This window comes from Novosphingobium sp. BL-S-19, assembly GCF_055521675.1.
Genome location: NZ_CM145497.1, coordinates 707,335 through 728,866, shown reverse-complemented (window position 1 = coordinate 728,866; position 21,532 = coordinate 707,335). Strand labels below are relative to the sequence as shown.

General features: G+C 62.3%; 16 protein-coding genes. 6 read left to right on the top strand and 10 right to left on the bottom strand.

What is annotated here, in order from left to right:
* Positions 1-4 precede the first annotated feature (4 nt).
* Complete coding sequence (locus ACZ1JV_RS03220) at positions 5-754, bottom strand: helix-turn-helix domain-containing protein (protein WP_465149545.1); 750 nt, start codon at positions 752-754, stop codon at positions 5-7.
* 149 nt (positions 755-903) lie between these two features.
* On the opposite strand from ACZ1JV_RS03220, the gene ACZ1JV_RS03215 reads away from it, so the two are divergent.
* From ACZ1JV_RS03215 to ACZ1JV_RS03200, 4 genes are all read left to right on the top strand, one after another.
* Positions 904-2,649 (top strand): N-acyl-D-amino-acid deacylase family protein, encoded by a 1,746-nt coding sequence (locus ACZ1JV_RS03215; protein ID WP_465149544.1) that lies wholly within the window; start codon positions 904-906, stop codon positions 2,647-2,649.
* 74 nt (positions 2,650-2,723) lie between these two features.
* A complete protein-coding gene (locus tag ACZ1JV_RS03210) occupies positions 2,724-3,599 on the top strand; it encodes a Coq4 family protein (protein ID WP_465149543.1) in 876 nt (291 codons plus the stop codon).
* Between the two features lie 188 nt (positions 3,600-3,787).
* The gene (locus tag ACZ1JV_RS03205; protein WP_465149542.1) at positions 3,788-5,509 is read left to right on the top strand and encodes a TonB-dependent receptor; all 1,722 of its coding nucleotides are present in this window, start codon (positions 3,788-3,790) and stop codon (positions 5,507-5,509) included.
* A 353-nt stretch (positions 5,510-5,862) separates the two neighbouring features.
* On the top strand, positions 5,863-6,066 hold the full coding sequence (locus tag ACZ1JV_RS03200) for a helix-turn-helix domain-containing protein (protein WP_465149541.1): 204 nt from the start codon (positions 5,863-5,865) through the stop codon (positions 6,064-6,066).
* A gap of 150 nt (positions 6,067-6,216) precedes the next feature.
* Here the strand turns inward: ACZ1JV_RS03200 and ACZ1JV_RS03195 are convergent, their stop codons facing one another.
* Positions 6,217-7,179: an NAD(P)H-binding protein gene (locus ACZ1JV_RS03195; RefSeq protein WP_465149540.1), complete on the bottom strand. Its 963-nt coding sequence runs from the start codon at positions 7,177-7,179 to the stop codon at positions 6,217-6,219.
* An 85-nt stretch (positions 7,180-7,264) separates the two neighbouring features.
* Here ACZ1JV_RS03195 and ACZ1JV_RS03190 point away from each other — a divergent pair, with 85 nt between their 5' ends.
* Positions 7,265-8,155 carry a LysR family transcriptional regulator gene (locus tag ACZ1JV_RS03190; protein ID WP_465149539.1) on the top strand — a complete coding sequence of 297 codons (891 nt, stop codon included), beginning with the start codon at positions 7,265-7,267 and terminating at the stop codon, positions 8,153-8,155.
* 354 nt (positions 8,156-8,509) lie between these two features.
* Here the strand turns inward: ACZ1JV_RS03190 and ACZ1JV_RS03185 are convergent, their stop codons facing one another.
* The 3 genes from ACZ1JV_RS03185 to ACZ1JV_RS03175 form a co-directional block, all read right to left on the bottom strand.
* Positions 8,510-10,018 carry an aldehyde dehydrogenase family protein gene (locus ACZ1JV_RS03185; RefSeq protein WP_465149538.1) on the bottom strand — a complete coding sequence of 503 codons (1,509 nt, stop codon included), beginning with the start codon at positions 10,016-10,018 and terminating at the stop codon, positions 8,510-8,512.
* A 76-nt stretch (positions 10,019-10,094) separates the two neighbouring features.
* Positions 10,095-12,443 (bottom strand): TonB-dependent receptor, encoded by a 2,349-nt coding sequence (locus tag ACZ1JV_RS03180; protein ID WP_465149537.1) that lies wholly within the window; start codon positions 12,441-12,443, stop codon positions 10,095-10,097.
* Positions 12,444-12,526: 83 nt separating this feature from the next.
* A complete protein-coding gene (locus ACZ1JV_RS03175; RefSeq protein WP_465149536.1) occupies positions 12,527-13,828 on the bottom strand; it encodes a cytochrome P450 in 1,302 nt (433 codons plus the stop codon).
* 214 nt (positions 13,829-14,042) lie between these two features.
* Here ACZ1JV_RS03175 and ACZ1JV_RS03170 point away from each other — a divergent pair, with 214 nt between their 5' ends.
* Positions 14,043-15,143 (top strand): NAD(P)-dependent alcohol dehydrogenase, encoded by a 1,101-nt coding sequence (locus tag ACZ1JV_RS03170; protein WP_465149535.1) that lies wholly within the window; start codon positions 14,043-14,045, stop codon positions 15,141-15,143.
* Positions 15,144-15,177: 34 nt separating this feature from the next.
* Here ACZ1JV_RS03170 and ACZ1JV_RS03165 read toward each other — a convergent pair whose 3' ends face one another.
* The 5 genes from ACZ1JV_RS03165 to ACZ1JV_RS03145 form a co-directional block, all read right to left on the bottom strand.
* Positions 15,178-15,879: a MerR family transcriptional regulator gene (locus ACZ1JV_RS03165; protein WP_465149534.1), complete on the bottom strand. Its 702-nt coding sequence runs from the start codon at positions 15,877-15,879 to the stop codon at positions 15,178-15,180.
* The gene (locus ACZ1JV_RS03160) at positions 15,866-17,104 is read right to left on the bottom strand and encodes a Bcr/CflA family efflux MFS transporter (protein ID WP_465149533.1); all 1,239 of its coding nucleotides are present in this window, start codon (positions 17,102-17,104) and stop codon (positions 15,866-15,868) included. The genes ACZ1JV_RS03165 and ACZ1JV_RS03160 overlap by 14 nt, the downstream gene beginning before the upstream one ends.
* On the bottom strand, positions 17,104-18,150 hold the full coding sequence (locus ACZ1JV_RS03155) for a Rieske 2Fe-2S domain-containing protein (protein ID WP_465149532.1): 1,047 nt from the start codon (positions 18,148-18,150) through the stop codon (positions 17,104-17,106). The genes ACZ1JV_RS03160 and ACZ1JV_RS03155 overlap by 1 nt, the downstream gene beginning before the upstream one ends.
* Positions 18,151-18,288: 138 nt before the next feature.
* The gene (locus ACZ1JV_RS03150; protein ID WP_465149531.1) at positions 18,289-19,068 is read right to left on the bottom strand and encodes an SDR family NAD(P)-dependent oxidoreductase; all 780 of its coding nucleotides are present in this window, start codon (positions 19,066-19,068) and stop codon (positions 18,289-18,291) included.
* A 71-nt stretch (positions 19,069-19,139) separates the two neighbouring features.
* The gene (locus ACZ1JV_RS03145) at positions 19,140-21,455 is read right to left on the bottom strand and encodes a TonB-dependent receptor (RefSeq protein WP_465149530.1); all 2,316 of its coding nucleotides are present in this window, start codon (positions 21,453-21,455) and stop codon (positions 19,140-19,142) included.
* Positions 21,456-21,532 lie beyond the last annotated feature (77 nt).

Here is a 21,532-nt window from a genome sequence, read left to right as displayed (position 1 = left end):
GTCGTCAGCTCAGGCCAGCGGCGGCATCGGCAATGCCGCTGGTGTCGAAAGGCCGGAGCGCGCAGAGCAAGGTGAGCCAGCGGCCCGGTCGCAGGCTCGTTTCCCGGTCGCGGTCGCCCAGTGCCTGCACGTCGCGGCGCAATCGCTCGATCAGTTCGGCCAATTGCCCCGCCCCTGCTTCGGACAGCTTGATCAATTCGGATGTGTAGACCGCATCGGGTGCGCCGAAATCCATCGCCATGAACTGCTGTTTCAGGTGCGTTTCAAACAGCTTGCGCAGCGGCAGCTTGCGGAAGATCAGCGCCCGGTCGACGCGTGGGCGCACGCGGTCTCCGCGCAGGCGGTCGATCAGCGCCAACCGCTCCAGCTTCAACAGAGCCGCATCCAGCGTGGCACGCGGAAGACCGAAATCCTCCCCGATCTCGCGCGGGCTCGCCCCGGCCAGCAGTGCCATGAACAGGGTGGAGAGAAACACATCGGCAGAGAGCGCCCGCTCCTGCGCCAAAGTCAGTTCGCGGGCGAGGCCTGTGCGCGCCTGCTCCGCCTCCCGCGCGAGTTCGGAGATGGTGGTTCCGCACAGTTCGGCCATGCGTTCCAGCCGGTCCAGCGTGAGTCCCTTGCCGACGATCCAGCGCTTTGCCGTCGCCTCCGAAACGCCCAGCGTTTCGGCCAGACGGGGCGCCGTCCACCCCTCCTGCCGCAAGTGGCGGCGCAGCACGCCCAGCATCGCATCGCTTGTGGAATCGTATCGCATTTCGATACGCATGGGTGCAGATTATGACACGATTTTCAAGCCGTTTCTTCGGCCCCACGCCCCCTCATTCTATCATCTTCCTCGCGACAACGATCGCCCGGCGGCCACTTGGAGGGCCGGGACAAAAACAGCGTGGGAGATGCCCGAAAATGGAAGATATCCTGATCAGGAACGGCACCGTGGTCGACGGTACCGGCGCCCCGGCCTACGCGGCCGATGTGCGCGTGACCGGCGGCACCATCGCCGAAGTCGGCCCCAGCCTTGAGCCGCGCGGCGAGCGTGTGGTGGATGCCACAGGCTGCTACGTCACCCCCGGCTTCATCGAAAGCCACACGCATTACGACGGCACCATGTGGTGGCAGCCCGATCTCGATCCCCTGCCCGGCTATGGCGCGACGACGATGATTCTGGGCAACTGCGGCTTTTCCACCGCGCCGCTCCATCGCTACATGCCCGCGCAGAAGGAGATGATCGGCATCTTCTCGTTCTTCGAGGATATTCCCGAAGGCCCGTTCCTGCAGCACTTGCCGTGGGACTGGAACACATGGTCCGAATACCGCGCATCGGTGGAGCGGAACGTGACGGTGCCGCTGAACTATGCCGCCTATGTCGGCCATATCGCCATCCGCCTTGCCGCGATGGGCGTGGAAGCGTGGGACCGCGAGGCGACGCCCGAGGAAATCGCGCGGATGTGCGAATTGCTGGACGATGCGCTGGCGGCAGGGGCCCTCGGCATGTCGGACAATCTGCACGATCACGACGGGCAGGACCGCCCGGTGCCCACACTGAAGGCCAACGATGCGGAATTCGCCGCACTGTTCGACGTGATGGAGCGCTATCCCAACTGCTGCTATCAGGTGATCGTCGATACCTTCATGCGCATGACCGGCCCGGCCGACCTTGAGCGGCTGGCGAAGCTGCTGGGCGGGCGCAAGATCCGCGTGCAGATTGCGGGGGCGGTGCCGACGCTGGATTTCCAGAAGGCGATCCTGCCCGCTATGCAGGAAAGCCTGCGCACGATGCGCGAGGCGGATGTCGATATCTGGCCCGGCTTCGCGCACGTTTCGCCCACCAATGTGCTTTCCATCGTCAAGTCGCTGATCTTCGCGCAGTCCAACGACTATGTCTGGCACGAAGTCGTCATGGCCGAGGATCATGGCGAAAAGGCGCGGCTGCTGGCCGATCCGGACTGGCGAGCACGCGCGCGCAAGAGCTGGGACGAGAACGCCTGGGACCATTCGCCGCTGAAGAACCCGCAGGCGCTGAACCTGATCGACAGCGAGAACGGCACCGGCCCGGTCAACGTGACGCTCAAGGCCTATGCCGACGAGCGCGGGCTGCATCGATCCGACGCGATGGCGGAGTGGATTCTCGCCAACGGCACCCGCTCCACCGTGCACATGGCGCCGTTCCCCAAGGATGAGGCCCTGACGATCGAACTGATGCGCGATCCCAAGACGGTGGGCAACATCTCCGACGCCGGGGCCCACTTGCAGATGCTCTGCGGCGGCGGCGAGAATGCGCTGCTGCTGACGCAGTACGTGCGTGAGGAAGGCTCGCTCTCCATCGAAGAGGCGGTCCACGTCATGACCGGCAAGCTCGCGGGCCACTTCAACCTCAACGACCGGGGCGTGATCGCACAAGGCAAGCGGGCGGACATCGCCGTGTTCGACCTTGCCGAAGTGGAACGGCGCGAGATGGAGAAGGCGCATGACGTGCCGGACGGGCGCGGCGGCCATTCCTGGCGCTTCACCCGCAAGGCGATGCCGACGCGGCTGACGCTGGTGAACGGCGTGCCCACGTTCGAGAACGGGGCCTATACCGGTGCCAAGCCGGGCCAGTTCCTCTCCCCCGCAATCCAGCCACTGGGCAATTTCGCGGAAGCTGCCGAATGAAATGACCTGATGACACCAACCGGGGCAGCGCTTTCGCAGAAGAGAAGCGCGCCCCAAAAGGAAAGGATGTCCCGATGAACGAAGCCACGATCGGCGATGCCGACCGCGCCTATTTCAACGGCGCGATCAAGGCGATCACCACGCAAAGCTCTGTGCTGGTCAGCTCCTCCCGCTACCTCAATCACGCGCCGCTGCGCGCGCTGATCGCGCAGGAGATGCTCCGCCGGAACGGGCCGGACCTGCCCAACACCGCCTATATCCCCGAAGTCGCGCAGATCTTCCACGAGCTGGAGGACATGCCCCGCATCATCCAGCTGTTCGAGATGGAGAAGGCCCGCCTGCCCGAATTCAGCCGTTGGCTGGAGGAAAGGCGACTGGCGGACTTCACCATCGCCGAACTGGAACACTGCACCCCTGGCACGCTGGGCGCGGCGATCCGCGATTTCATGGTGAACTCGGGCTATCAGCTGGACCTGTTCTTCCAGGAAGTGCAGGTGGTGAACGACTTCACCTATTACTTGCGCCAAACCGCGCTGACGCACGATATCGAGCATATGGTGACCGGCTTCGGCCCCAACCACGGCGGCGAGATCGCGCTGCTGACCGCGAACATGCATGCCAAGGCGCGCTATTTCCATCCGGAGCTTTCCGCCTTCTTCTCGCGCATCGCCTTCTACCTGAAGGCCAAGACGATCCTGAAGGACGGGCTGCACTATCCTGAGGCGATGGTCGTCAATCTGGAAGCCGAATTTCGCGGTGCCGAGCAGGGGCGGAACTGGACCATGCCGCTGATGCTGGTGGACTGGCGCGCGCGGGTGGACCAGCAGATCGTCGACATCCGCCGCGAGCTGGGGATCACGCCGGCAGAGGAAGGCCTCTGGCTCGATACCAATCGCCTCTGCAACGAGGATGATCCCGACTACCAACCGGCTCTCCAGGCCGCCGAGTAAGGCGGCCTCCTCCCAGGCCGGTCCCGCGTCCTGCGGGGCCGGCCGACCCGGTGGCGCGCGGCATCGCGCGGACCGGAGCGGCTGCGGCACGCCTAAAGCGTGATGCAGCCGCAGCGAAATCCCAACAACAGGCGATAAACCGACCGGAACGACAGAACAGAACCACAAAAAATTGGGGAGGCACTTGCATGAAGAACCTGAACCTCGCGCGTTTCGCGGGCTGCTCGGCGCTGGCCATGGGGCTGGCCGTAACGGCCACGCCAGCGTCGGCGCAGACCGCGCCTGACGGGGCCCCGCAGCCGGTGACCACCATTCAGGAAATCATCGTCACCGCCCAGAAGCGATCCGAGAACCTGCAAAGCGTGCCGGTCGCCGTCACGGCGATCACCGCCGACCAGATCGCGAATTCGCGGATCGAGAACATCGCCGACTTGCGCTCGGTCGCCCCCAATCTCTACGTCGTCACCCAACCGGGCGGCAACGCGATCCCCTCCACCATGATGCGCGGGCAGGTTTCCGGCGCGGCGTCCAACCCGACGGTGGACAACGGCATCTCCTACTACATCGACGGAGTCTATCTCGGCTCGCTCAGCGGCATCATCTTCGACGTGGCCGATATCGAGCGGATCGAGGTGATCCGCGGCCCGGCCGGAACGCTGTTCGGCACCAATTCCACCGGCGGCGCGATCAACTACATCACGTCCGGCCCGCGCGGCGTCTTCGCGGCCAAGCAGGATTTCAGCTATGCCCGCTTCGGATCGTTCCGCAGCAAGACGCGGATCGACCTGCCCGAATGGCACGGGATCAGTGCGGCGGTCAGCTACCTCCACAATGAAAAGCGCAACAACGTGCGCAATTACGACCAGATCACGCTCGACTATTCGAACGAGACTTCGGGTGAAGTGGGCAAGCTCACGTCGGTGAAGCGGCTGGGAGAAAGCACCACCGATGCCGTCCACGCGGCGGTGCGCTGGAAACCGCTGGACGACCTGACGATCGACTACAAGTTCGACTGGTCACGGCAGGAATTCTCTCCCCCGCCGGTCTATCTGCTGGGCTTCCCCGATACGCCGGGCGGGATCGCGGCCTATCAACTGGTGGCCTCGCAAGTCTATTTCGGCGGGCCGACGCTGGACGACTATATCCAGACCAAGCGCGGCAACGTGGTGTTCAACGACACGACGACCAAGAGCGTGACGAAGACGACCTCTCACCTGATCGTCGGCACCTATCGCGCGAATGAGCACCTGACGATCAAGAACACCACCAGCTGGCGTTCGCTCGATCGCAATGCCTTCACCTCGAACCTGGACGGAACCGGCACGCTGACGGTGCCGATCGCCTATGGGCCGGACGGTTCACCCGTCGCCTTCGCGCCGCTCTCTCCGCTGTCGGTGCGCTGCTGCAACCAGCTGCGTCAGTTCAGCAACGAGCTGCAGTTCAACGTGGACACCACGCCGGTCGCGGCGACCGCGGGCCTGTTCTACTACAACCGCCGTACACCGCCGGGAGAGAATCCGTTCGGCTTGCCGGTTGTCGATACCTTCCAGGTCTTCCCCGGCAACGCCCATCCCGGCACGCCGATCACCGATTTTGACCGCAGCTTCTATTTCAAGGTCCGGCAAGTCGCCGGTTATGGACAGGCGACCTGGCACGCCACCGACCAGATCGATGTGACGGGCGGCATCCGCTATACGCAGGACGACAAGACCTTCTTCGATACTTCGGCGGGCGAGCCGGGATCGACCTACACATACTCGAAGGGCAATTTCAGCTACCTCGCGAACGTGACCTACAAGCCTTCGCGCGACCTGCTGCTCTATGCCAAATACGTCACCAGTGTCATTGCGCCAAAGCGTTCCCAAGATGCGGCAGGGCGATTTTCTGGCGCATTTCCGCCATTTTCTTAGAACGCGCGACGCACATAATCTCGGCGTCAGTTCGACTAGGAGCCACATAGGAGCCACGCGGAGGAAAGCTGAGGCGTGCTCCCGCGCAAAGCATAAAGATACCTACTTGGCGCGCATCCTTGGCTCCGGCCCGATGAATACAACTTTTTCTCCTATTCCCACCCGCCGATTCTGCCGGCGCGGGCTTTGGGCTCACCTCACTCACTGCCCGCCTGAGCATGCAGAAATCCCGATCCTGCCGCCTGGGTGCATCAGAAAGCCAGCATGGTGCACTCGAACGTATATTTCCCAAGTGCTTTTCCGGTGACAGCTTAATGGTCCAAAACTGTTTCGCGGAATAAGGGTCTTAAACTATGACCAAGCCAACTGGCGTGCATCTGACAAATTCCGAGGCCGCCGAATATTTGCGCCTTTCACCGCGTACGCTCGAAAAGCTGCGGGTTGTCGGCGGTGGCCCACCCTTTCGGAAATTCGGGCGACGTGTCGTCTATGCATTTTCCGACCTTGAAGCATGGGCGAATGATCGATCATTTGACAATACGAGCCAAGTCCACTGAAACTTCAGTTCGCCGAGCGAAATCGGGCCGCGCTTCGGCCTCAGCTACACCCCGCCGTGGGGCACGATCGTAAATCGCGAGTTGCGATCAACTTTTACATCACTTCTGCTGAGCCTGCACCTGCAATGCTTGGCACTCATGGGCAGCGCTTCAACACACCTTCAGCCAAGCGAGCGTATCGCGAACAGCCTCACCAAGCGGAGTATGTGGCTCTGCTCCGAGGAAACTCGTCAAGCGGCTATTGTCCAGACGGATCGGTTGCTGCCAGAGATAGCGCATGTCGACGATTTCGCGCGGCGTCTCCTGAAACCAACCAGCCGCTCGAAGAAGTAACCAGGGAAACCGCCTGACCGCGATGTTTGGACGCCCCAGCGCAGAGATAATCGCCCTTACCATCTGGGCGCCATCGAAATCCCAGTGCCCTTCGAAATGAAAGCGCTCGAAACGATCAAGCGCATCGGTCCGATCGAGCAGCCGCGCGACGGCCTCACCAGCGTCAGGCAAATAAGCCCAGGCGTGACCGATTCCCTCGCGACCCGGATAGGTTATGGTCCTGAGCCGCGTACCCGGCTTGACCAGTCCTTGCGAGAACCAGTTGTTTCCACTCCCTGGGCCGAAGAAATCACCAAACCGAAGGATCAGCACCGGCACCCCATTCTCAGCTGCCTTCGCGAGCCGTCGTTCAAGCTCGACACGGATAGCGCCTTTGCTCGTGAGGGGATTTTGGGGAGCGCGCTCATCGAGATCGGGAAAGGCGTCGGGACCGTAATTGTAGATCGTGCCGGGCAGGACAAGGCGTGCGCCCGCGGCCCTCGCCGCCGCAATGCTATTGTCGATCATCGGCAGGACCAGGTGCCCCCAATTGCGATAGCCCGGAGGGTTCACACCGTGGAAAACGACCTGAGCGCCTTGCGCCGCACGGAGCACGTCTGCCGCATTCATCGCATCGCCTTCGATCCAGCGGATGCCTGCGGACTGATCGCCCCCGATTGGGCTAGCCCCGCGGCGCATCGCCTTCACCGACCAGCCATGTGCCAGCATCGCCCTCGCCACTGCCCCGCCGATGCCGCCCGTTGCGCCCAGAATCAGAACCGTCCTTGTCTTGCTCATCATGCTTCTCCTCGTGACAGGAGAGATCTGGACCGCCAGCAAATGAAAGATAATTACATAATTACTTCGATCTGCTAGTGCATAAACTATGAGCCAATCGTTAAACTGGGAAGATCAGCGCGCGTTTCTCGCGGTGCTTGAAGAGGGCAGTCTTTCCGCGGCAGCACGCCGGCTGAAGGTTACGCAGCCAACCGTCCGCGCACGGCTCGAAGCGCTCGAACGTGCGCTCGGCAGCCGATTGTTCACTCGCTCGGTGCGCGGTCTCGTGCCCACTGCTCAAGCAAGGGTGTTAGGCGAGGCAGCCCGCGCCATGGCCCGCGCGTCGCAGGCCTTTGAGCGAGGCGCCAGTGCACTTCCCGGCGCAATCGCTGGCGTGGTGCGCCTGAGTGTGTCCGATTTCGTCGGTGTCGCGGTCTTGCCCCCGATGCTCGCCAGGTTGCGCCGACGCCATCCTGCGCTGATCCTCGAGGTCGAAACGAGCAACCTTTCCGCCAACCTGCTGGAACAGGAGGTCGATGTAGCAGTGCGTATGACGCCGCCCCGGCAGACCTCACTGGTCGCGCGCAAAGTGCCATCGATCGCACTCGGCTTCTACGCCCATGTCGATTACCTAGCCGCGCACGGGCTGCCGGTTACACTCGCGGATCTGAACCAGCACGATCTGGTGGGTCCGGACAGATCCCCGCAGGATTTAGATGCGATTACGCGCTTGCTTCCAGATCTTGATCAAAGTCGGTTCATTTTGAGGATGGACAGCCATCCGGGGCAGCTTGCGGCGGTACGAGCCGGTATCGGAATCGGCGTCATACAGCGTGCCGTCGGCGATAGCGACCCAACGTTGAGCGCTGTTCTTTCGGATGTTGCTATCGGTGCGCTCGACACATGGGTGGTTATCCATGAGGATTTGCGCGATACTCCCCGCGTTCGGACGGTATTTGATCATTTGATTGCCGAATTCGAAAACTACGGGAAAGCGTAAATCCGCCGATTAAGCAGTCATTCGCGGGGCCAAGTCTGAGCTTTCAAACCTGTCCTACGTTCACCCATCAATGGGATGGACCTCAACGATCCGGGGTATGCAAACCTGCAAGTCGCGGAACTACCGCCGACGGGCGCTCAAGGCGCGAACAGGCGAACTACCACTTTGGGCACAAATCTCCTATGTGGAGCAAGGTAAGCCTCGAGGCGGCTAGAAGCAAGACCTCCCCACTCCTTGAGTCTCCTGGATTGTCTCCACCCCAAACAGCGTCCACATCACGCCGAAGTCGTTCTTAAATGGCCACCAAGGGAAATGTTGGGACGCCCGCATTTCCCTTGACGAAATCGTGAGTGCTCAGGAATCCAGCAAGACCGTTACTGTCTTGCTCTCCGTGTAGTGAAGAACGCCCTCTTCACCGACCTCTCGTCCCCATCCAGACTCCTTCACGCCACCAAATGGCGCGGAAGGGTCATTCATTCCGTGAGTGTTGACCCAAACGACGCCCGCCTGAAGTTGACGCGCCGTCAGGTGGGCACGTGAAATGTCCCGCGTCCAGATATTTGCCGCTAGCCCGTAACGAGTATCGTTTGCGGCCCGCACCACGTCGTCGACGTCATCGAAAGGCGTCGCGACCAGCACCGGACCGAAGATTTCCTCACGCACAATGCTGGCGTCGGGATCAGGATTGGCAAAGATCGTGGGCTCGACAAAGTAGCCGTCGCGTCCGCCTGTGGTGCCTCCGCTGACCAGCTCCGCGCCAGCCTGCTTGCCCTGTTCGATGTAGCCCAGCACGCGGCTCTGCTGGGCACGAGACACGAGCGGTCCGAGCATGGCATCGGGATCTCGGCCATGGCCGAGCTTGAAACCCGCAGCCACCTTCGCCACGCCTTCGACCACCCGGTCAAATACCGACCGCTCGACATAGAGGCGAGACGCGGCGAGGCAGACTTGGCCGGAATTGAAGAAGATCGCCAGCGCAGCGCCCATCGCCGCGGCATCAAGATCGGCATCGGCAAAGACCAGTGAAGGAGACTTGCCGCCCAGTTCGAGAGTCACGCGCTTCAGGTCTTGCGCGGCGGTCCGGACGATTTGCTTGCCCACTCGCGTCGACCCGGTGAAGGCGATCTTGTCGATACCGGGATGCTCGACCAGCGCCTGCCCCGCTTCATGGCCATAGCCGGTGACAACATTGAGCACCCCTTCCGGCAGACCAGCTTCCAACGCCAGTTCAGCAAGCCGCAACGCAGTGAGCGGGGTCACTTCAGATGGCTTCAGAACGATGGTGCAGCCGGCAGCGAGTGCCGGGGCGATCTTCCAGGCCGCCATCGCCAGCGGATAGTTCCACGGCACGATCTGGCCGACGACCCCTATCGGTTCGCGCACGGTGTAAGAATGGTACTGCCGCCCGTCACCGGAGAACGGGTTGACCTGCCCGCCGATCTTCGAGGCCCAGCCGGCCATGTAGCGGAAGATATCTACGGCAGAGGGCACATCCACGGCCAGAGCGTGGTGGACGGTCTTTCCGTTGTCGTAGCTCTCGAGCAGGGCCAGCTCGTCAGCATGGTCCTCGATCTTGCGCGCGATCGCCTCGATGATACGCCCCCGATCGAGCGGGCGCATGCGGGACCATTCCGCACTCTCGAACGCCTTGCGCGCCCGCGTGACTGCGCGGTCGACATCTGCTGCGCCGCCGGCGGGGACGCTAGCGAAGACTTTGCCGGTAGCGGGGTCTTCCACATCTATCCGCCCACCGCCTTCCGCTTCAAATCGTTCGCCGCCGACCAACATCCGCGTGTCCGGCAGGTTAACCTCGTGACCGGGCTCGCCGTGGCGGTTCGAAACGAAGGTCGAGGGTGCATTCATCTCTGTTTCTCCGGTAAAAACGGGAAAAAGGGACCGCGCCGGCCCAATATTCCGGCGCGGTCCATGGGGAGGAGCTTCAGAAGTTGGCCGATAAGGTCAGGCCGTACGTGCGGGGTCGCCCGGCAAAGCGCACGGTCGTGTCGGTAATGCGGGTCGCGTTGGACCAGTAATATTTGTTGGTTAGGTTGCGAACGAAGGCGGTCAACTTGTACCGCTTGTCGTGAAGACTGAGACCCGCACGCAAGTCGATCAGGGTGTAATCGGCAATCGTCAAACCGCCCATACGGGTCAGTTCTTCAGACGGCGTATCGCGGGCATCGCCCAGCACCGCCTTGGTATCGCTCTGGAAGCTGAGATTGCCGCCAACGAATGCACCGACGGTTTGGCTGAGAGTCCAATCGTACTGGCCGTCGATGACTATCTGGTATTTGGGCGTGTAAGGGAACGATGATCCACCGAAGTCGACCTGATTGCCGTAGGAATCGTAGTTGACGAAACTACCCTTGATCTTCGTATCAAGGTAGGTCGCACCAATCGAAACGCGCAGCCCATCGGTTGGTGCAAGATCGAGCTGGATCTCTGCACCCTGCACGCGAGACTTGGGCACGTTCACCAGCGCCTCCAGCGGCCCGAAGATATCGGGATCGGCGACCACCCGGCCCTTGAACTGCTTGTTGCTGTAATCGTAGTAGAACACCGCGCCGTTGACCTGCGCTGTTCTATCCAGCAACGTCAACTTGGCGCCGATTTCGTACGTCAGGACGGACTCCTGCTTGACCGGGGCGAACTGATTGGCGTCGCTGGCTGAGAGCAGCGGGAAACTGCCCGATTTGTAGCCCTTACTGACCGACGCATAGAGCAGCGCATCCCTCGAAGGCTTGAAGTCGATGCCCGCGCGCCACGACACATTGTTTTCGTCCAGACTGTCCTGCACCTCACCCGCCGTCAAAGTGGCGGCGTCAATCGTCACGCATGCATCGGGCGCAATAGAGATCGGATCGAGCCCTGCGCCGCCGCGGATTGCGTTGAGCAGGTTCTGAATGCCCTGTCCGAGCGCAAAACCGCGATCGGCCGTGCAACCGGCGAAGTCGATCTTGGTATCCGTGTAGCGAATGCCGCCATGCAGGGTGATCTTGTCACCGATGTCGTAATCGAGGTTGGCGAAGACCGCCTTGTTGACGAACTTCTGCCGGGCATACTGGCTGTAGACGTAAAACGGAACGCCCAATCCCGCATCGACAAAGTTGTAGGCCGACGTCGACTGGTCGTATGGCCCCGCATCATCCTGCTGATAGGTCTTCTCTCGCGCGTAATTGGCGCCGATGATCCAGGTCAGACCACCGGACTTGCCCTGCAACCGAAGTTCTTCGGAGAGCGCGGTAATCTTGCCTGTGGTGTTGTAGAAATAGTCTCGCAGCGCCACGCCATCCGGATCGATATCGGCATCGTTGTGGTACTTTGACCAGGCCGTGATCGAAGTCAGCGTGATATCGTCGGTTAGATCAACATCGCCGCGCAGCGAAGCTTGGTAGAACCAGTCGTCGCGCTTGGGTGCCTGCTCCGGGGTCCAGTCGGCAGCCCGATTGTTGGCGGGCGCCAGCGGATATGTGGCAAGGTCGCCCAAACGCGCGGGATTGCCAAGCGGCACCACACCGATCAGTTGTGCCGCCTGTCCGTCGCTCTTGTCGATGAAGCCATTGAGATTCAGCTCGAAGCGGACTGAGTCTGCCGGCTGGAAGTCGATAAGCAGGCGGCCGCTTGTGAAGTTGCGATCGCCAAGCTTGTCGTCTCGTGTATAGCTGCGTTGCCACGCACCGCCCTGCTCGGTCCGTACCGCGACACGGGCCTTTAAAGTGTCCATGATCGGGCCGCTGACATACCCGCCGGCCGAGATTTCGCCGAAATTCTGGATTCCCGCATCGAGCCCCGCATGGAAGGTCGAAGTGGGCTTGGCGGCGATGTAGTTGATGGCGCCACCGGTCGCGTTCGATCCGAAAAGGGTGCCTTGCGGGCCTTTGAGCACTTCGACCCGCTCCAGATCGAGGGTCGCTCCGCGCGTCATAATCGAAAAAGGCAGCGGCACCTGGTCCTGATAGACGCTCACCGTCGGCTTTGCGGCAAGGCTGGTGTCGTAGAAGCCCACTCCGCGCAGCGTGTAGACGGGCGTCGCATAGGCACTTTCGGTATAGTTGAAGCCCGGCACGATCTTCACGAGATCGCCGACATCGGTGATGCCCTGATCCCGCAATTTGTCGCCCGATGCCGCTGTAATGGACAGAGGCACGTCGTTGATCGCCTCGGACCGCTTCTGTGCGGTGACGACAATTTCCTGGATGCCCGTCGCAGGTGTCGTCTCCTGGGCATGGACTTGTGTCGACATGGCGAGCGACGATGCTCCCGCCATCAGCAAGATATTGCGGTTCATGGTATTGGCCTCTCCCTTAATGTCTGCGCTTTTGCGCCAGACTGTTCTTGCTTCGGCCCGGTCGCATGCCGGGCCCTTACTCCTCAATTTTTGGTGAAGCGGATCGGCAGCGACTTGTAGCCGCCCACGAAATTGGTCTCGACCATGCGCGGCTCGCCCGCGAGTTCGATCGATTTCAGATGCGGCAGCAGCTCTTGGAACAGCACACGCATCTCCAGCTTGGCGAGATGTTGGCCGAGGCACATGTGCGGTCCGAACCCGAAGGCGACGTGCTGGTTCGGCGAGCGGGTAATGTCGAACCGGTCGGGATCGACGAAGACATCAGTATCGCGATTGCCCGAGGGGTAACACATCATCAGGCGGTCCATCGCCTTGATCGACTGCCCGCGCAGCACGGTATCTTCCGCCGCATTGCGCATGAAGTGCTTGACCGGGCTGGTCCAGCGGATCGCCTCGTCCACCAGTCCGGGGATCAGGCCGGGATCTTCCTTCACCTTGGCGAAGTTCTCCGGGTTCACGATCATGCCGTGCAGCCCCCCCGCCGTCGAGGACGAGGTGGTGTCATGTCCGGCGGTCGCGATGGCGACGTAATATCCATTGGCCTCCGCGCGCGGGATCGGCAGACCATTGATGCGGGAATTGGCAATCAGCGAAAGCAGGTCGTCGGTCGGCTCGGCGCGGCGCTTGGCACTGAGATCGTCGAAGTATTCGTAGAAATCCTCCAGCGCGGCCGCCCACATTTTCGCCCCTGCCACGGGATCGGCGACCATCTCCGGACGCTGTTCCTCCGGGTCATGGACTCCGAAGAACTCCTGCGTCAGCTTGAGCATGCGCGGCTCGTCCTCGGCCGGAACGCCGAACAGCGTCATAATGACCCGCAGCGGATAGTGCAGCGCGAAGTCGCGCACGAAATCGCATTCGCCGTCGAAGCTCAGCAGGTTCTCGACCGACTGCCGCGCAAGGCGCCGCACCTGCTCCTCCAACTGACTGACCCGGCCGGGCAGGAACCAGTTCGATGTGAGGTTGCGGTAGGAAGCGTGCTCCTTGCCGTCCATGTAGGTCAGCGACGAGATGATCTTGGTCGAGCCGCCGTTGATCGATCGAGTGAACTCGTCCGAAGCCTGGTCGTTCAGCACAGGGTTGAAATCGGCGTTGCGGAACAGTTTGGAATTACGCTCGGCTTCCCGAATATCTGCATGCTTGGTGACGATCCAGATCGGATCGAAGCCCGGCACATGGGCCTTGGCCAGCGGCATGTTCTCACGCAGCCAGCGGAAGGTGCCGTAGATCAACTCATCGTCGGTATAGGATTTCGGCGAAATCACGGTGCGTGCGATGTCGTCGGGAATGACGGGGCAGCTCTCGGTATCGAGCGAAACGGTCATGGTCTCTCCCTCGGGCGGTTGGATCCGCCGCAAATTGCGTGTTTGCCACACGTAACTATAGACAGCCCGATACGTCAATCGTAGTCATAGGTCCGACCATTCGAGCGATCAGATCAATGAAACGTTAGATTTCCGCCATTCCCGACCTGAATGGAACGCGTGACCGTCCCGCAAATCGAATGGCTAGGCAAAGATCGAATAGGAGAGATGCGTTATGGAAATTCGTGCTGCTGTGGTTCGTCAGCCGGGACAGGAATTTGTCGTCGAGACCCTCACTCTCTCGAAACTGCAGCCGGACGAGGTACGAGTAAAGATCGTAGCGACCGGCCTGTGCCACACCGATCTCGTCGTGCGCGACCAGATCCTGCCGGTTCCTTTACCCGCTGTTCTCGGCCACGAAGGCGCCGGAATCGTAGAAGAAGTCGGATCGCAAGTGACCTCGCTCCAGCCTGGCGACAGCGTGATCCTGGGCTTCGCTGCATGCCGGCAATGCCCGCAGTGCGACGCTGGCGAACCTGCCTATTGCCGCGACTTCGCCGCGCTGAACTTCGGTGGCCATCGGATGGACGGCAGCACATGCCTGCATGACGGCGAGCACGACGTCAGCAGCCACTTCTTCGGGCAATCCTCGTTCGCAACGCACGCGATCGCCGCCGCCCGCAATCTGGTGAAAGTGCCGAAGGAAGCGCCGCTTGCCCTCCTCGGCCCGCTAGGCTGCGGGATCATGACCGGCGCCGGTGCAGTGCTCAACGCCCTTGAGGTCAAAGCAGGGGAGAGCCTGCTGGTGACGGGCGCAGGACCGGTGGGCCTAAGCGGAGTCATGGCCGCCGCATCAGTCGGGGCGAGCACGATCATTGTCTCCGACCCGCTTGCCTCGCGCCGTGAGATGGCGCTCGACCTCGGTGCGACCCATGCTCTCGATCCCGCCGATGGCCCGCTGGCGGAACGAGTGCGCACCATAGTTCCGGGCGGGATCGCCGCCATGCTCGATACATCGGGCGTACCGGCGGTGATCGAGGATGGCCTGGGTGCCATGGCAGTACTCGGACGCCTCGCCATGGTCGGCGTGCCGCGCAGCGCCGATGCCGCGATCTCGCTCAACCTGCTGCACATGCTCTCGCTCGGCATGAAGGTCTGCGGCGTGACCGAAGGCAATGCGGATCCGCAGGATTTCCTGCCCAGACTGATCGAACTCCATGCCGCCGGAAGGTTCCCGTTTGACCGCATGATCCGCACGTATCCGCTCGACCGGATCAACGAAGCGGTCGCAGACCAGCACGCGGGTCGCTGCGTCAAGGCCGTGCTGACGATGTAACATTCTGGCCGGGCAGCCTAACGACTGTCCGGCCTCACCCCTCGGATCGACCCCTGATCGCGTCGAAGTGGCGAAAGAATGCGCGCTGGCGCAGGACGCCGAAGAAATCGAGCATAAGCGGCAAGGCTTGCTCGACGAGATCGGCCGCCTCGTCCACTTCCACACGCCCGGTCACGCGTTCGAGGAAAGTCGTGGCCTCCCACTTGCCAACGAAGTCCGCCGCCTCGACGTAGAAGCCCAGCACTTCGGGCGTGTAGTCCAGATGCGCGTCGAAACCGGCCTTGCGCATGTCCCCCCAGATGCGGACCATCTGCGCGTCTGAAATGGACAGCGCATCGCCGTCCGGCGTCTCGATAAGCGTGAGAACGCCTATCCCGGCCAGGATCCGCGCGTCCTCTGCGGCGGAGGGATAGGTTTCTAGCAGCGACGCGATCATGACCGGCCCCTGATCCTGTCCGGACCGGTGCGCCACCAATTGTTCAAGCTGATCCAGAGCGCTGGTATCGACGCGTGGCTGCGCCCCGCCGCCCTCCATCAACGCCTTGATCTGCGGCAGGGTCAGGCGGCTTTCGTGCTGGAGCTTGCGAACCGTGGCGATCGCCTGAACGTGATCCTCACGGTAGATCGCAACCGTGCGCTTGGGCCGATCGGGCTCCGGAATGACGCCGCTGCGCAGATAGAGGCGGATAACCTCACGGTGCACCCCGGTGCGCTGTTCAAGCTCACGCATCTTCATCGGGACGTCTAGAGCATGAGACGGGCCCCTTCGCAATCCGGCGCGCCCGGCTTCCGAAAAGGCACAGCGCGGAGATCTGGCAGCCGATCAGGATCCCGATGGCCGTCATCGCTCCTTCGCGTCCGAAGCTGGGGCCCGCCGCTGCCAGCGCGCCGACGGCCATCTGGATCGCCCCATAGAGCCCCGAAGCCGACCCGAACGCCGCAGGATCGACGGAAGTGGCCAGCGCCAGCGCTGCCGGTCCCGCAAGGCCCACGCCGCATGTGAAAAGGAACATAAGGCCCGTCACCAGAAGCGGGCTGGCGAGGCCCGAAAGGAATGCTGCCAGCAGTCCGAGGGCCGCGCCCAGCGACAACCGGCATCCCAACGCCAACATCCGAGGTGCTGCCCAGCGGTGGCTTCGCCGCGATGCGGTGAAGCTGCCGACCCACGCTCCTGCTACCACCACGCCCAGATGCACGCCGCTGGCGTCAGGGGGCAGTCCGAAGCGCTGCTGATAGATGAGTGGAGCGACGCTGAGAAAGGCGTACCAACCCGTGGTGACGCAGCCGCCGCCGATCGCATAGGCCGCGAAGTGTCCTGACGTAATTAACCGCGCATAATTGCCCAGCACACCGCGCGTCGTGGAGGCGCGCGGTGTGCCGGTTTCCGGCAGGTGCGAGACGATCGCGAAAGTGTTGAGCGCCCCCATCAGCCCGAGCAGGATCAGGATGGCCTGCCAACCGGCATGGGCCACGAGAAAGCCGCCGATCATCGGTCCCAGTCCCGGTCCCACCAGGATCATCAGGTTGAGCCTGGCCAGGCTGCCGGTTGATCCTTCCTCCGTGGACACGTCGCGCACGATAGTCCGGGCGATGACCATGCCCGCGCTGCCGCCCAATGCCTGGGCGAAACGGCACAAGTTGAAGAAACTCGCCGAAAAGGCCGTCGCGGCGACAAGACTCGCCAGCGTGAAGACGGCACTGCCGCAGATCAGGATCGGACGCCGCCCGAAGCGGTCCGCCAACGGTCCATGCATCAGTTGCCCGAAGGCAAGACCCCATATGTAGAGGCTGATCCCGATTTGCAGTTCGGCTGTGCCGGCACCTAAGGCGTGCGCCGCAACGATCAGCGCGGGCGCGAAAATATGAATGCCGAGCGTCCCGCTCAGCGTCATCGAGCCGAGAAGCCAGACCGGCACCCTTGCGCGGGTGCCGATCCGTGCCTCGCCAACGCTGGCCGGCATTACTCGGCAGCGACGAGTTCGCCCTGCTCCGCCTCGAACATGTTGCTGAGGACGCGTCGCGCCTGGTTGACCGCGCCATCGCTGGCAATGCCCACGAAGGGACGGCCGGGATTGTCATCGATGCGAAGCTGCTGGGCTTGCAGCGTTTCCTCGTCCTCGGTGATCGTGTCGAAGAACTGGTCGAACAGCACGTCCGGCACGCCGCTCTCCTTCGATGCGGTGGTGCAGATCGTCCAGAGGTAGTGGCTGGTCTTGTCGGTTTCCGGCGTGATGAAGTGGTTGTTGGCCAGCATGAAACCGTTGTCACGCTTGCCTTCGTAAGCGCCGGTTCCGGCATCGCAGCCGCCGGCGTTCACGCGGCAGGTCATGCCCAGGCGGGGTTCGAAACGCACCTCCTGCCAGCGATCGACCCGGCCCTTGAAGCCACCTGCATCGACGTAGGAGCGCGGCGGAACCGAGTTGGGCATCTTGCGCAGCAGGGTGACCTTGTTCCCGTCGAACTCCACCTTGGTGTCGGCCCCATAATGTTGTTCCGGGTTGCCGCCTATCGTGCGCGCATGGATGTACGGCACGTGCGTCAGGTCCATGATGTTGTCGATGATCAGCTGCCAGTCGGCCTTCACATGGAAGTTGTAAGGGCGCCAGGTCCAGGCAGGATCGTTATGCTCGGGGCTGTCGATCACGATCGACGGATCGGCCAGCGCCGCATCGCCCATCCAGATCCAGATCAGGTGATCCTTCTCGACCACCGGGTAGTGGCGCACATTTGCCGACGGCGGAATGCGGGTCTGGTTGGGAATGCGCGTGCAGGCGCCCAGCCGGTTGAACTCCACACCGTGATAGCAGCAGCGGATGATGTCGCCTTCGACATGCCCTGCGCTGAGCGGCATGGCGCGGTGGCTGCAGCGATCCTCCAGTGCAGCGATCTGGCCATCTGCGGTGCGGAACAACACGACCGCCTCATTCAGAAACCGCCGGGCCAGCGTCTTGCCGGACTCGACCTCAGCAGCGAAGGCCGCGACATACCAGGTGTTGTGGACGAACATGCAACTCTCCTTGTCCATTCCGGTCTTGTCGCCGGTCAGAATGCTTTGTGGGCATACGCTATCCGCGCGGAAATCCCGCCTCCAATCGCATTTGAATAAAGCCATTGGAAAAGCGGGATGACCACCGAGCCACGCGTGTCAGCGCAAGTAGAGCCCGCCGTTCATATCAAGCGTGGCGCCCACGAAGAACCCGCCTCTATCCGACGCGACGAGCGCAACAGCGGCGGCGATCTCACCCACTTCCATGAACCGGCCGACCGGCACTTCCGCCTCCACGCGCGCGATCTGCTCTTCCGAAAGGCGGCCCTTGGCGGTGTCGATCGGGCCGGGTGCGATGGCATTCACCGTCACACCGGTTCCAGCGAGATAACGCGCGAAATACTTGGAAAGCATGATCGCCCCCGCTTTCGAAGCGGCGTAGTGCGGTGAGGCGACCGTGCCGCCGTTCTGGCCCGCCAGCGAGGTGACGTTGACGATGCGGCCATAACCGTTCGCCTTCATATGCTCGGAGAATATCTGGCAGCTCAGGAATACGCTGCGCATGTTGATGGCGACGATCTCGTCGAATTCATCGGGGCTGATATCCTGGGTCGGCGTCCGCCGCGCCAGGCCTGCGTTATTGACCACGATATCCACCCGCCCCCATTCACCGGCGATCCGGTCACGCGCGGCAAGGAAATCGTCCTTGCTGCGAACGTCGAGCGCGATGGCCATGGCAGTCGTGCCCGACGGGTCGAGCGAGCACGCCACCGCTTCGGCGGCGGTGAGATCCAGATCGCTGACGGCTACTTTGCCCCCGCCAGCGTGAATCTCCCGCGCGACGGCCTCACCCACCCCGCGTCCACCGCCGGTAACGAGGGCCGTGCGCCCCGCGAAGGAAAAGCTGCCGTTCTGGGGAAGCTGGGTAGGCGTGGTCATCGCGAGTTCCTTGGTTCCTGAATTTCCGTTAAAAAAGGCGGGGAACGGCACGCCCGCTCCCCACCAGGCCGTCAGCGGCGCAGGGAGATCGTCACGCCATAAGTGCGCGGCGTATTGGTGAAGATCTTCCAATAGGTGGTGCCATTGCCGGGCACCGCAAGGAACGCGGTGATGTCGTCGGCATTGACGATCTGATAATTGTTGGTGAGGTTCTTGCCCCAGATACCGACCGTCCAGCGGCCGTCCGAGGATTCGTAGTTCAAGCGTGCGTTCAGCGTGCGGCCGCGCGTGTCGTTGTAGAGGTTCTCGTAAAGCCGCAGCGTATTGGCATCGTCGGTCGAGATGCGGGACGAATAGCTGAAGTCCATCTGCGGCGTCAGCGTCGCACCGTTACCCAGCTGCGCATCATAGCTGGCGCCAATGGTAAAGGCATCGCGCGGCGCGAACTTGGCGGGATTGCCCGAGTAGTCGAGGCCGACCAGCGGATCTTCGAGCGAGGTATACTTGCCGATCAGGTGCGTATAGTTGCCCGTCAGGCGCAGGCCGTCCATCGGACGCAGGACGGATTCGATTTCCCAGCCCTTCATCTTCAGCGTGCCGTTGTAGGTGTGGGCAATGCCGCCCGCGCCTGAGAAGTTCTGGAGATCCTTGGTCTTCTGGTGGAACAGGGCGACGTTGAAATCGAGCATGTTGTCGAACAACCGCGTCTTTGCGCCGACTTCGTAGTTTTCGGCATGTTCCGGCGCCAGCGGGATGGTGGGATTGAGGTAGGCGTTGTCTACGAAGCCGCCCGATTTGAAGCCCTTGGCGTAGGTCGCATAGAGGTTGATCTTGTCGGTGGGCTGGTACTTCAGCGTGAAACGCGGCGTGAAGGCGCCCCAGGTCTTGCCGCCCGACGCGATCACTTCGCCGGGGAACCCGAAGCCCGGGATCGCGCCGGCGTCGGTGGTCGAATAGGCGTGGTAATCGATCGTCTTGCGATCAGAGGTATAGCGACCACCCGCCACGACCGACAGCTGATCGGTCAGTTTCAACGTCGCTTCCCCGAATACCGCGATGCTGCGAACGTTGCCGTCCTGAACGCGCGTGATATTGGTGATATCCGGGTTGCGGCGGATGCTCGCGGGAACGGCAGAGCCCGGCAGCGGGCTGTAATTGAAGATGTTCTCCGTCGAAACGTCGGCCGAGAGGTAATAGGCGCCGACGACGTAGGAAAATACGCCCGGTGCCGAGGCAAAGCGCACTTCCTGCGTAAAGCTGCGGTTGCGCACCACCTGGCGGCGGTCGAACACCGGAACCTCGGTTCCCACCGGCACGTCGTCATTGGTCGCGCGGCTGTCGTTCATGCGATAACCGGTGATCGCGGTAAGCGTGCCGCCAAGGAGATCCAGGTCCCCGCGCAGATAGCCACCACGCAGGCGCTGACGATAGGGCGATGCGGCGAAGTCGTTGTTCACCCATTTGCCATTGGTGAAGTCTCCGAACGTGTCCGGCACTACCTGATTGCCGCCGATCCCTAGGCCGATCGCGCCGCCATTGCCCTTGGTGTAGCTGTAGTCGCCCGAAAGCACGATCTTCAGCGTGTCGGTAGGCTGGAACAGCAGCTTGCCGCGTGCGGCGTAACCATCGGTCTTGCCGTAGCTGCCAGACTGGTTGGGCGTATCGATCTGGCCGTCCGACGTTTCGGTGCTGAACGCGAAGCGCGCGGCGATCTTGTCCTCCACCAGCGAGGTGTTCAGCATGCCCTCGCTACGGAAGTAGCCGGCGTTCCCGCCGGTCGCCTGGAAGAAGTAGTCGTCCTTGAATTCGGGGTTCTTGCTGATGACGGCGATGGCGCCGCCCACCACGTTGCGGCCGAACAGCGTGCCCTGCGGGCCGCGCAGCACTTCCACACGGTCGATATCGTAGAAGTTCGCGTTCAGGTCGTTGTTGAAGACGTAGTAGATGTCATCCATGAAATAGGCGACCGGCGTATCCAGCGTTGCCGTGCGGAACGTGGACACGTTGCCGCGAATCGCCACGATCGACAGGGACTTGTCCGCTGTATTGATCGTGATGCCCGGCATCTGCTGCGTCAGGGCCGTGGGGCTGAAGACCTGTTCCGTGCGCAATGCTTCGCCGCCGAAGGCCGCAATCGAGAAAGGCACCTCGCGCACGGTGGACGCGCGGCGCTGGGCAGTAACAATGATGTCCTGCACGCCGCTACCGCCGCCCGAGCGCGCTTCGGACGGAGAATCGGTAGGTGGTGAAGCCTCGGCTGCGCCGGCAGCATCCGGCCCGGCCGTTCCGGAGGAGTCCGCAGCCGCGGAAGTCTGTGCATGCGCGGGCATAAACGCCACGACGGAAAGCGCGCAGGCGGCAACGGAAGTCATATACTTGAATGTCATGGAAGGCTCTCCCCAAGGGTTTTGTTGCGGCTTAGCTGCCACCTTGAGACCAGGGAGAAGCCGCAAACGATATCGCT

What these genes read in the sequence shown, in the direction of transcription:
- ACZ1JV_RS03220 (WP_465149545.1), bottom strand. Translation starts at nt 754, where the DNA reads ATGCGATACGATTCCACAAGCGATGCGATGCTGGGCGTGCTGCGCCGC.
- ACZ1JV_RS03215 (WP_465149544.1), top strand. Translation starts at nt 904, where the DNA reads ATGGAAGATATCCTGATCAGGAACGGCACCGTGGTCGACGGTACCGGC.
- ACZ1JV_RS03210 (WP_465149543.1), top strand. Translation starts at nt 2,724, where the DNA reads ATGAACGAAGCCACGATCGGCGATGCCGACCGCGCCTATTTCAACGGC.
- ACZ1JV_RS03205 (WP_465149542.1), top strand. Translation starts at nt 3,788, where the DNA reads ATGAAGAACCTGAACCTCGCGCGTTTCGCGGGCTGCTCGGCGCTGGCC.
- ACZ1JV_RS03200 (WP_465149541.1), top strand. Translation starts at nt 5,863, where the DNA reads ATGACCAAGCCAACTGGCGTGCATCTGACAAATTCCGAGGCCGCCGAA.
- ACZ1JV_RS03195 (WP_465149540.1), bottom strand. Translation starts at nt 7,179, where the DNA reads ATGATGAGCAAGACAAGGACGGTTCTGATTCTGGGCGCAACGGGCGGC.
- ACZ1JV_RS03190 (WP_465149539.1), top strand. Translation starts at nt 7,265, where the DNA reads ATGAGCCAATCGTTAAACTGGGAAGATCAGCGCGCGTTTCTCGCGGTG.
- ACZ1JV_RS03185 (WP_465149538.1), bottom strand. Translation starts at nt 10,018, where the DNA reads ATGAATGCACCCTCGACCTTCGTTTCGAACCGCCACGGCGAGCCCGGT.
- ACZ1JV_RS03180 (WP_465149537.1), bottom strand. Translation starts at nt 12,443, where the DNA reads ATGAACCGCAATATCTTGCTGATGGCGGGAGCATCGTCGCTCGCCATG.
- ACZ1JV_RS03175 (WP_465149536.1), bottom strand. Translation starts at nt 13,828, where the DNA reads ATGACCGTTTCGCTCGATACCGAGAGCTGCCCCGTCATTCCCGACGAC.
- ACZ1JV_RS03170 (WP_465149535.1), top strand. Translation starts at nt 14,043, where the DNA reads ATGGAAATTCGTGCTGCTGTGGTTCGTCAGCCGGGACAGGAATTTGTC.
- ACZ1JV_RS03165 (WP_465149534.1), bottom strand. Translation starts at nt 15,879, where the DNA reads ATGAAGATGCGTGAGCTTGAACAGCGCACCGGGGTGCACCGTGAGGTT.
- ACZ1JV_RS03160 (WP_465149533.1), bottom strand. Translation starts at nt 17,104, where the DNA reads ATGCCGGCCAGCGTTGGCGAGGCACGGATCGGCACCCGCGCAAGGGTG.
- ACZ1JV_RS03155 (WP_465149532.1), bottom strand. Translation starts at nt 18,150, where the DNA reads ATGTTCGTCCACAACACCTGGTATGTCGCGGCCTTCGCTGCTGAGGTC.
- ACZ1JV_RS03150 (WP_465149531.1), bottom strand. Translation starts at nt 19,068, where the DNA reads ATGACCACGCCTACCCAGCTTCCCCAGAACGGCAGCTTTTCCTTCGCG.
- ACZ1JV_RS03145 (WP_465149530.1), bottom strand. Translation starts at nt 21,455, where the DNA reads ATGACATTCAAGTATATGACTTCCGTTGCCGCCTGCGCGCTTTCCGTC.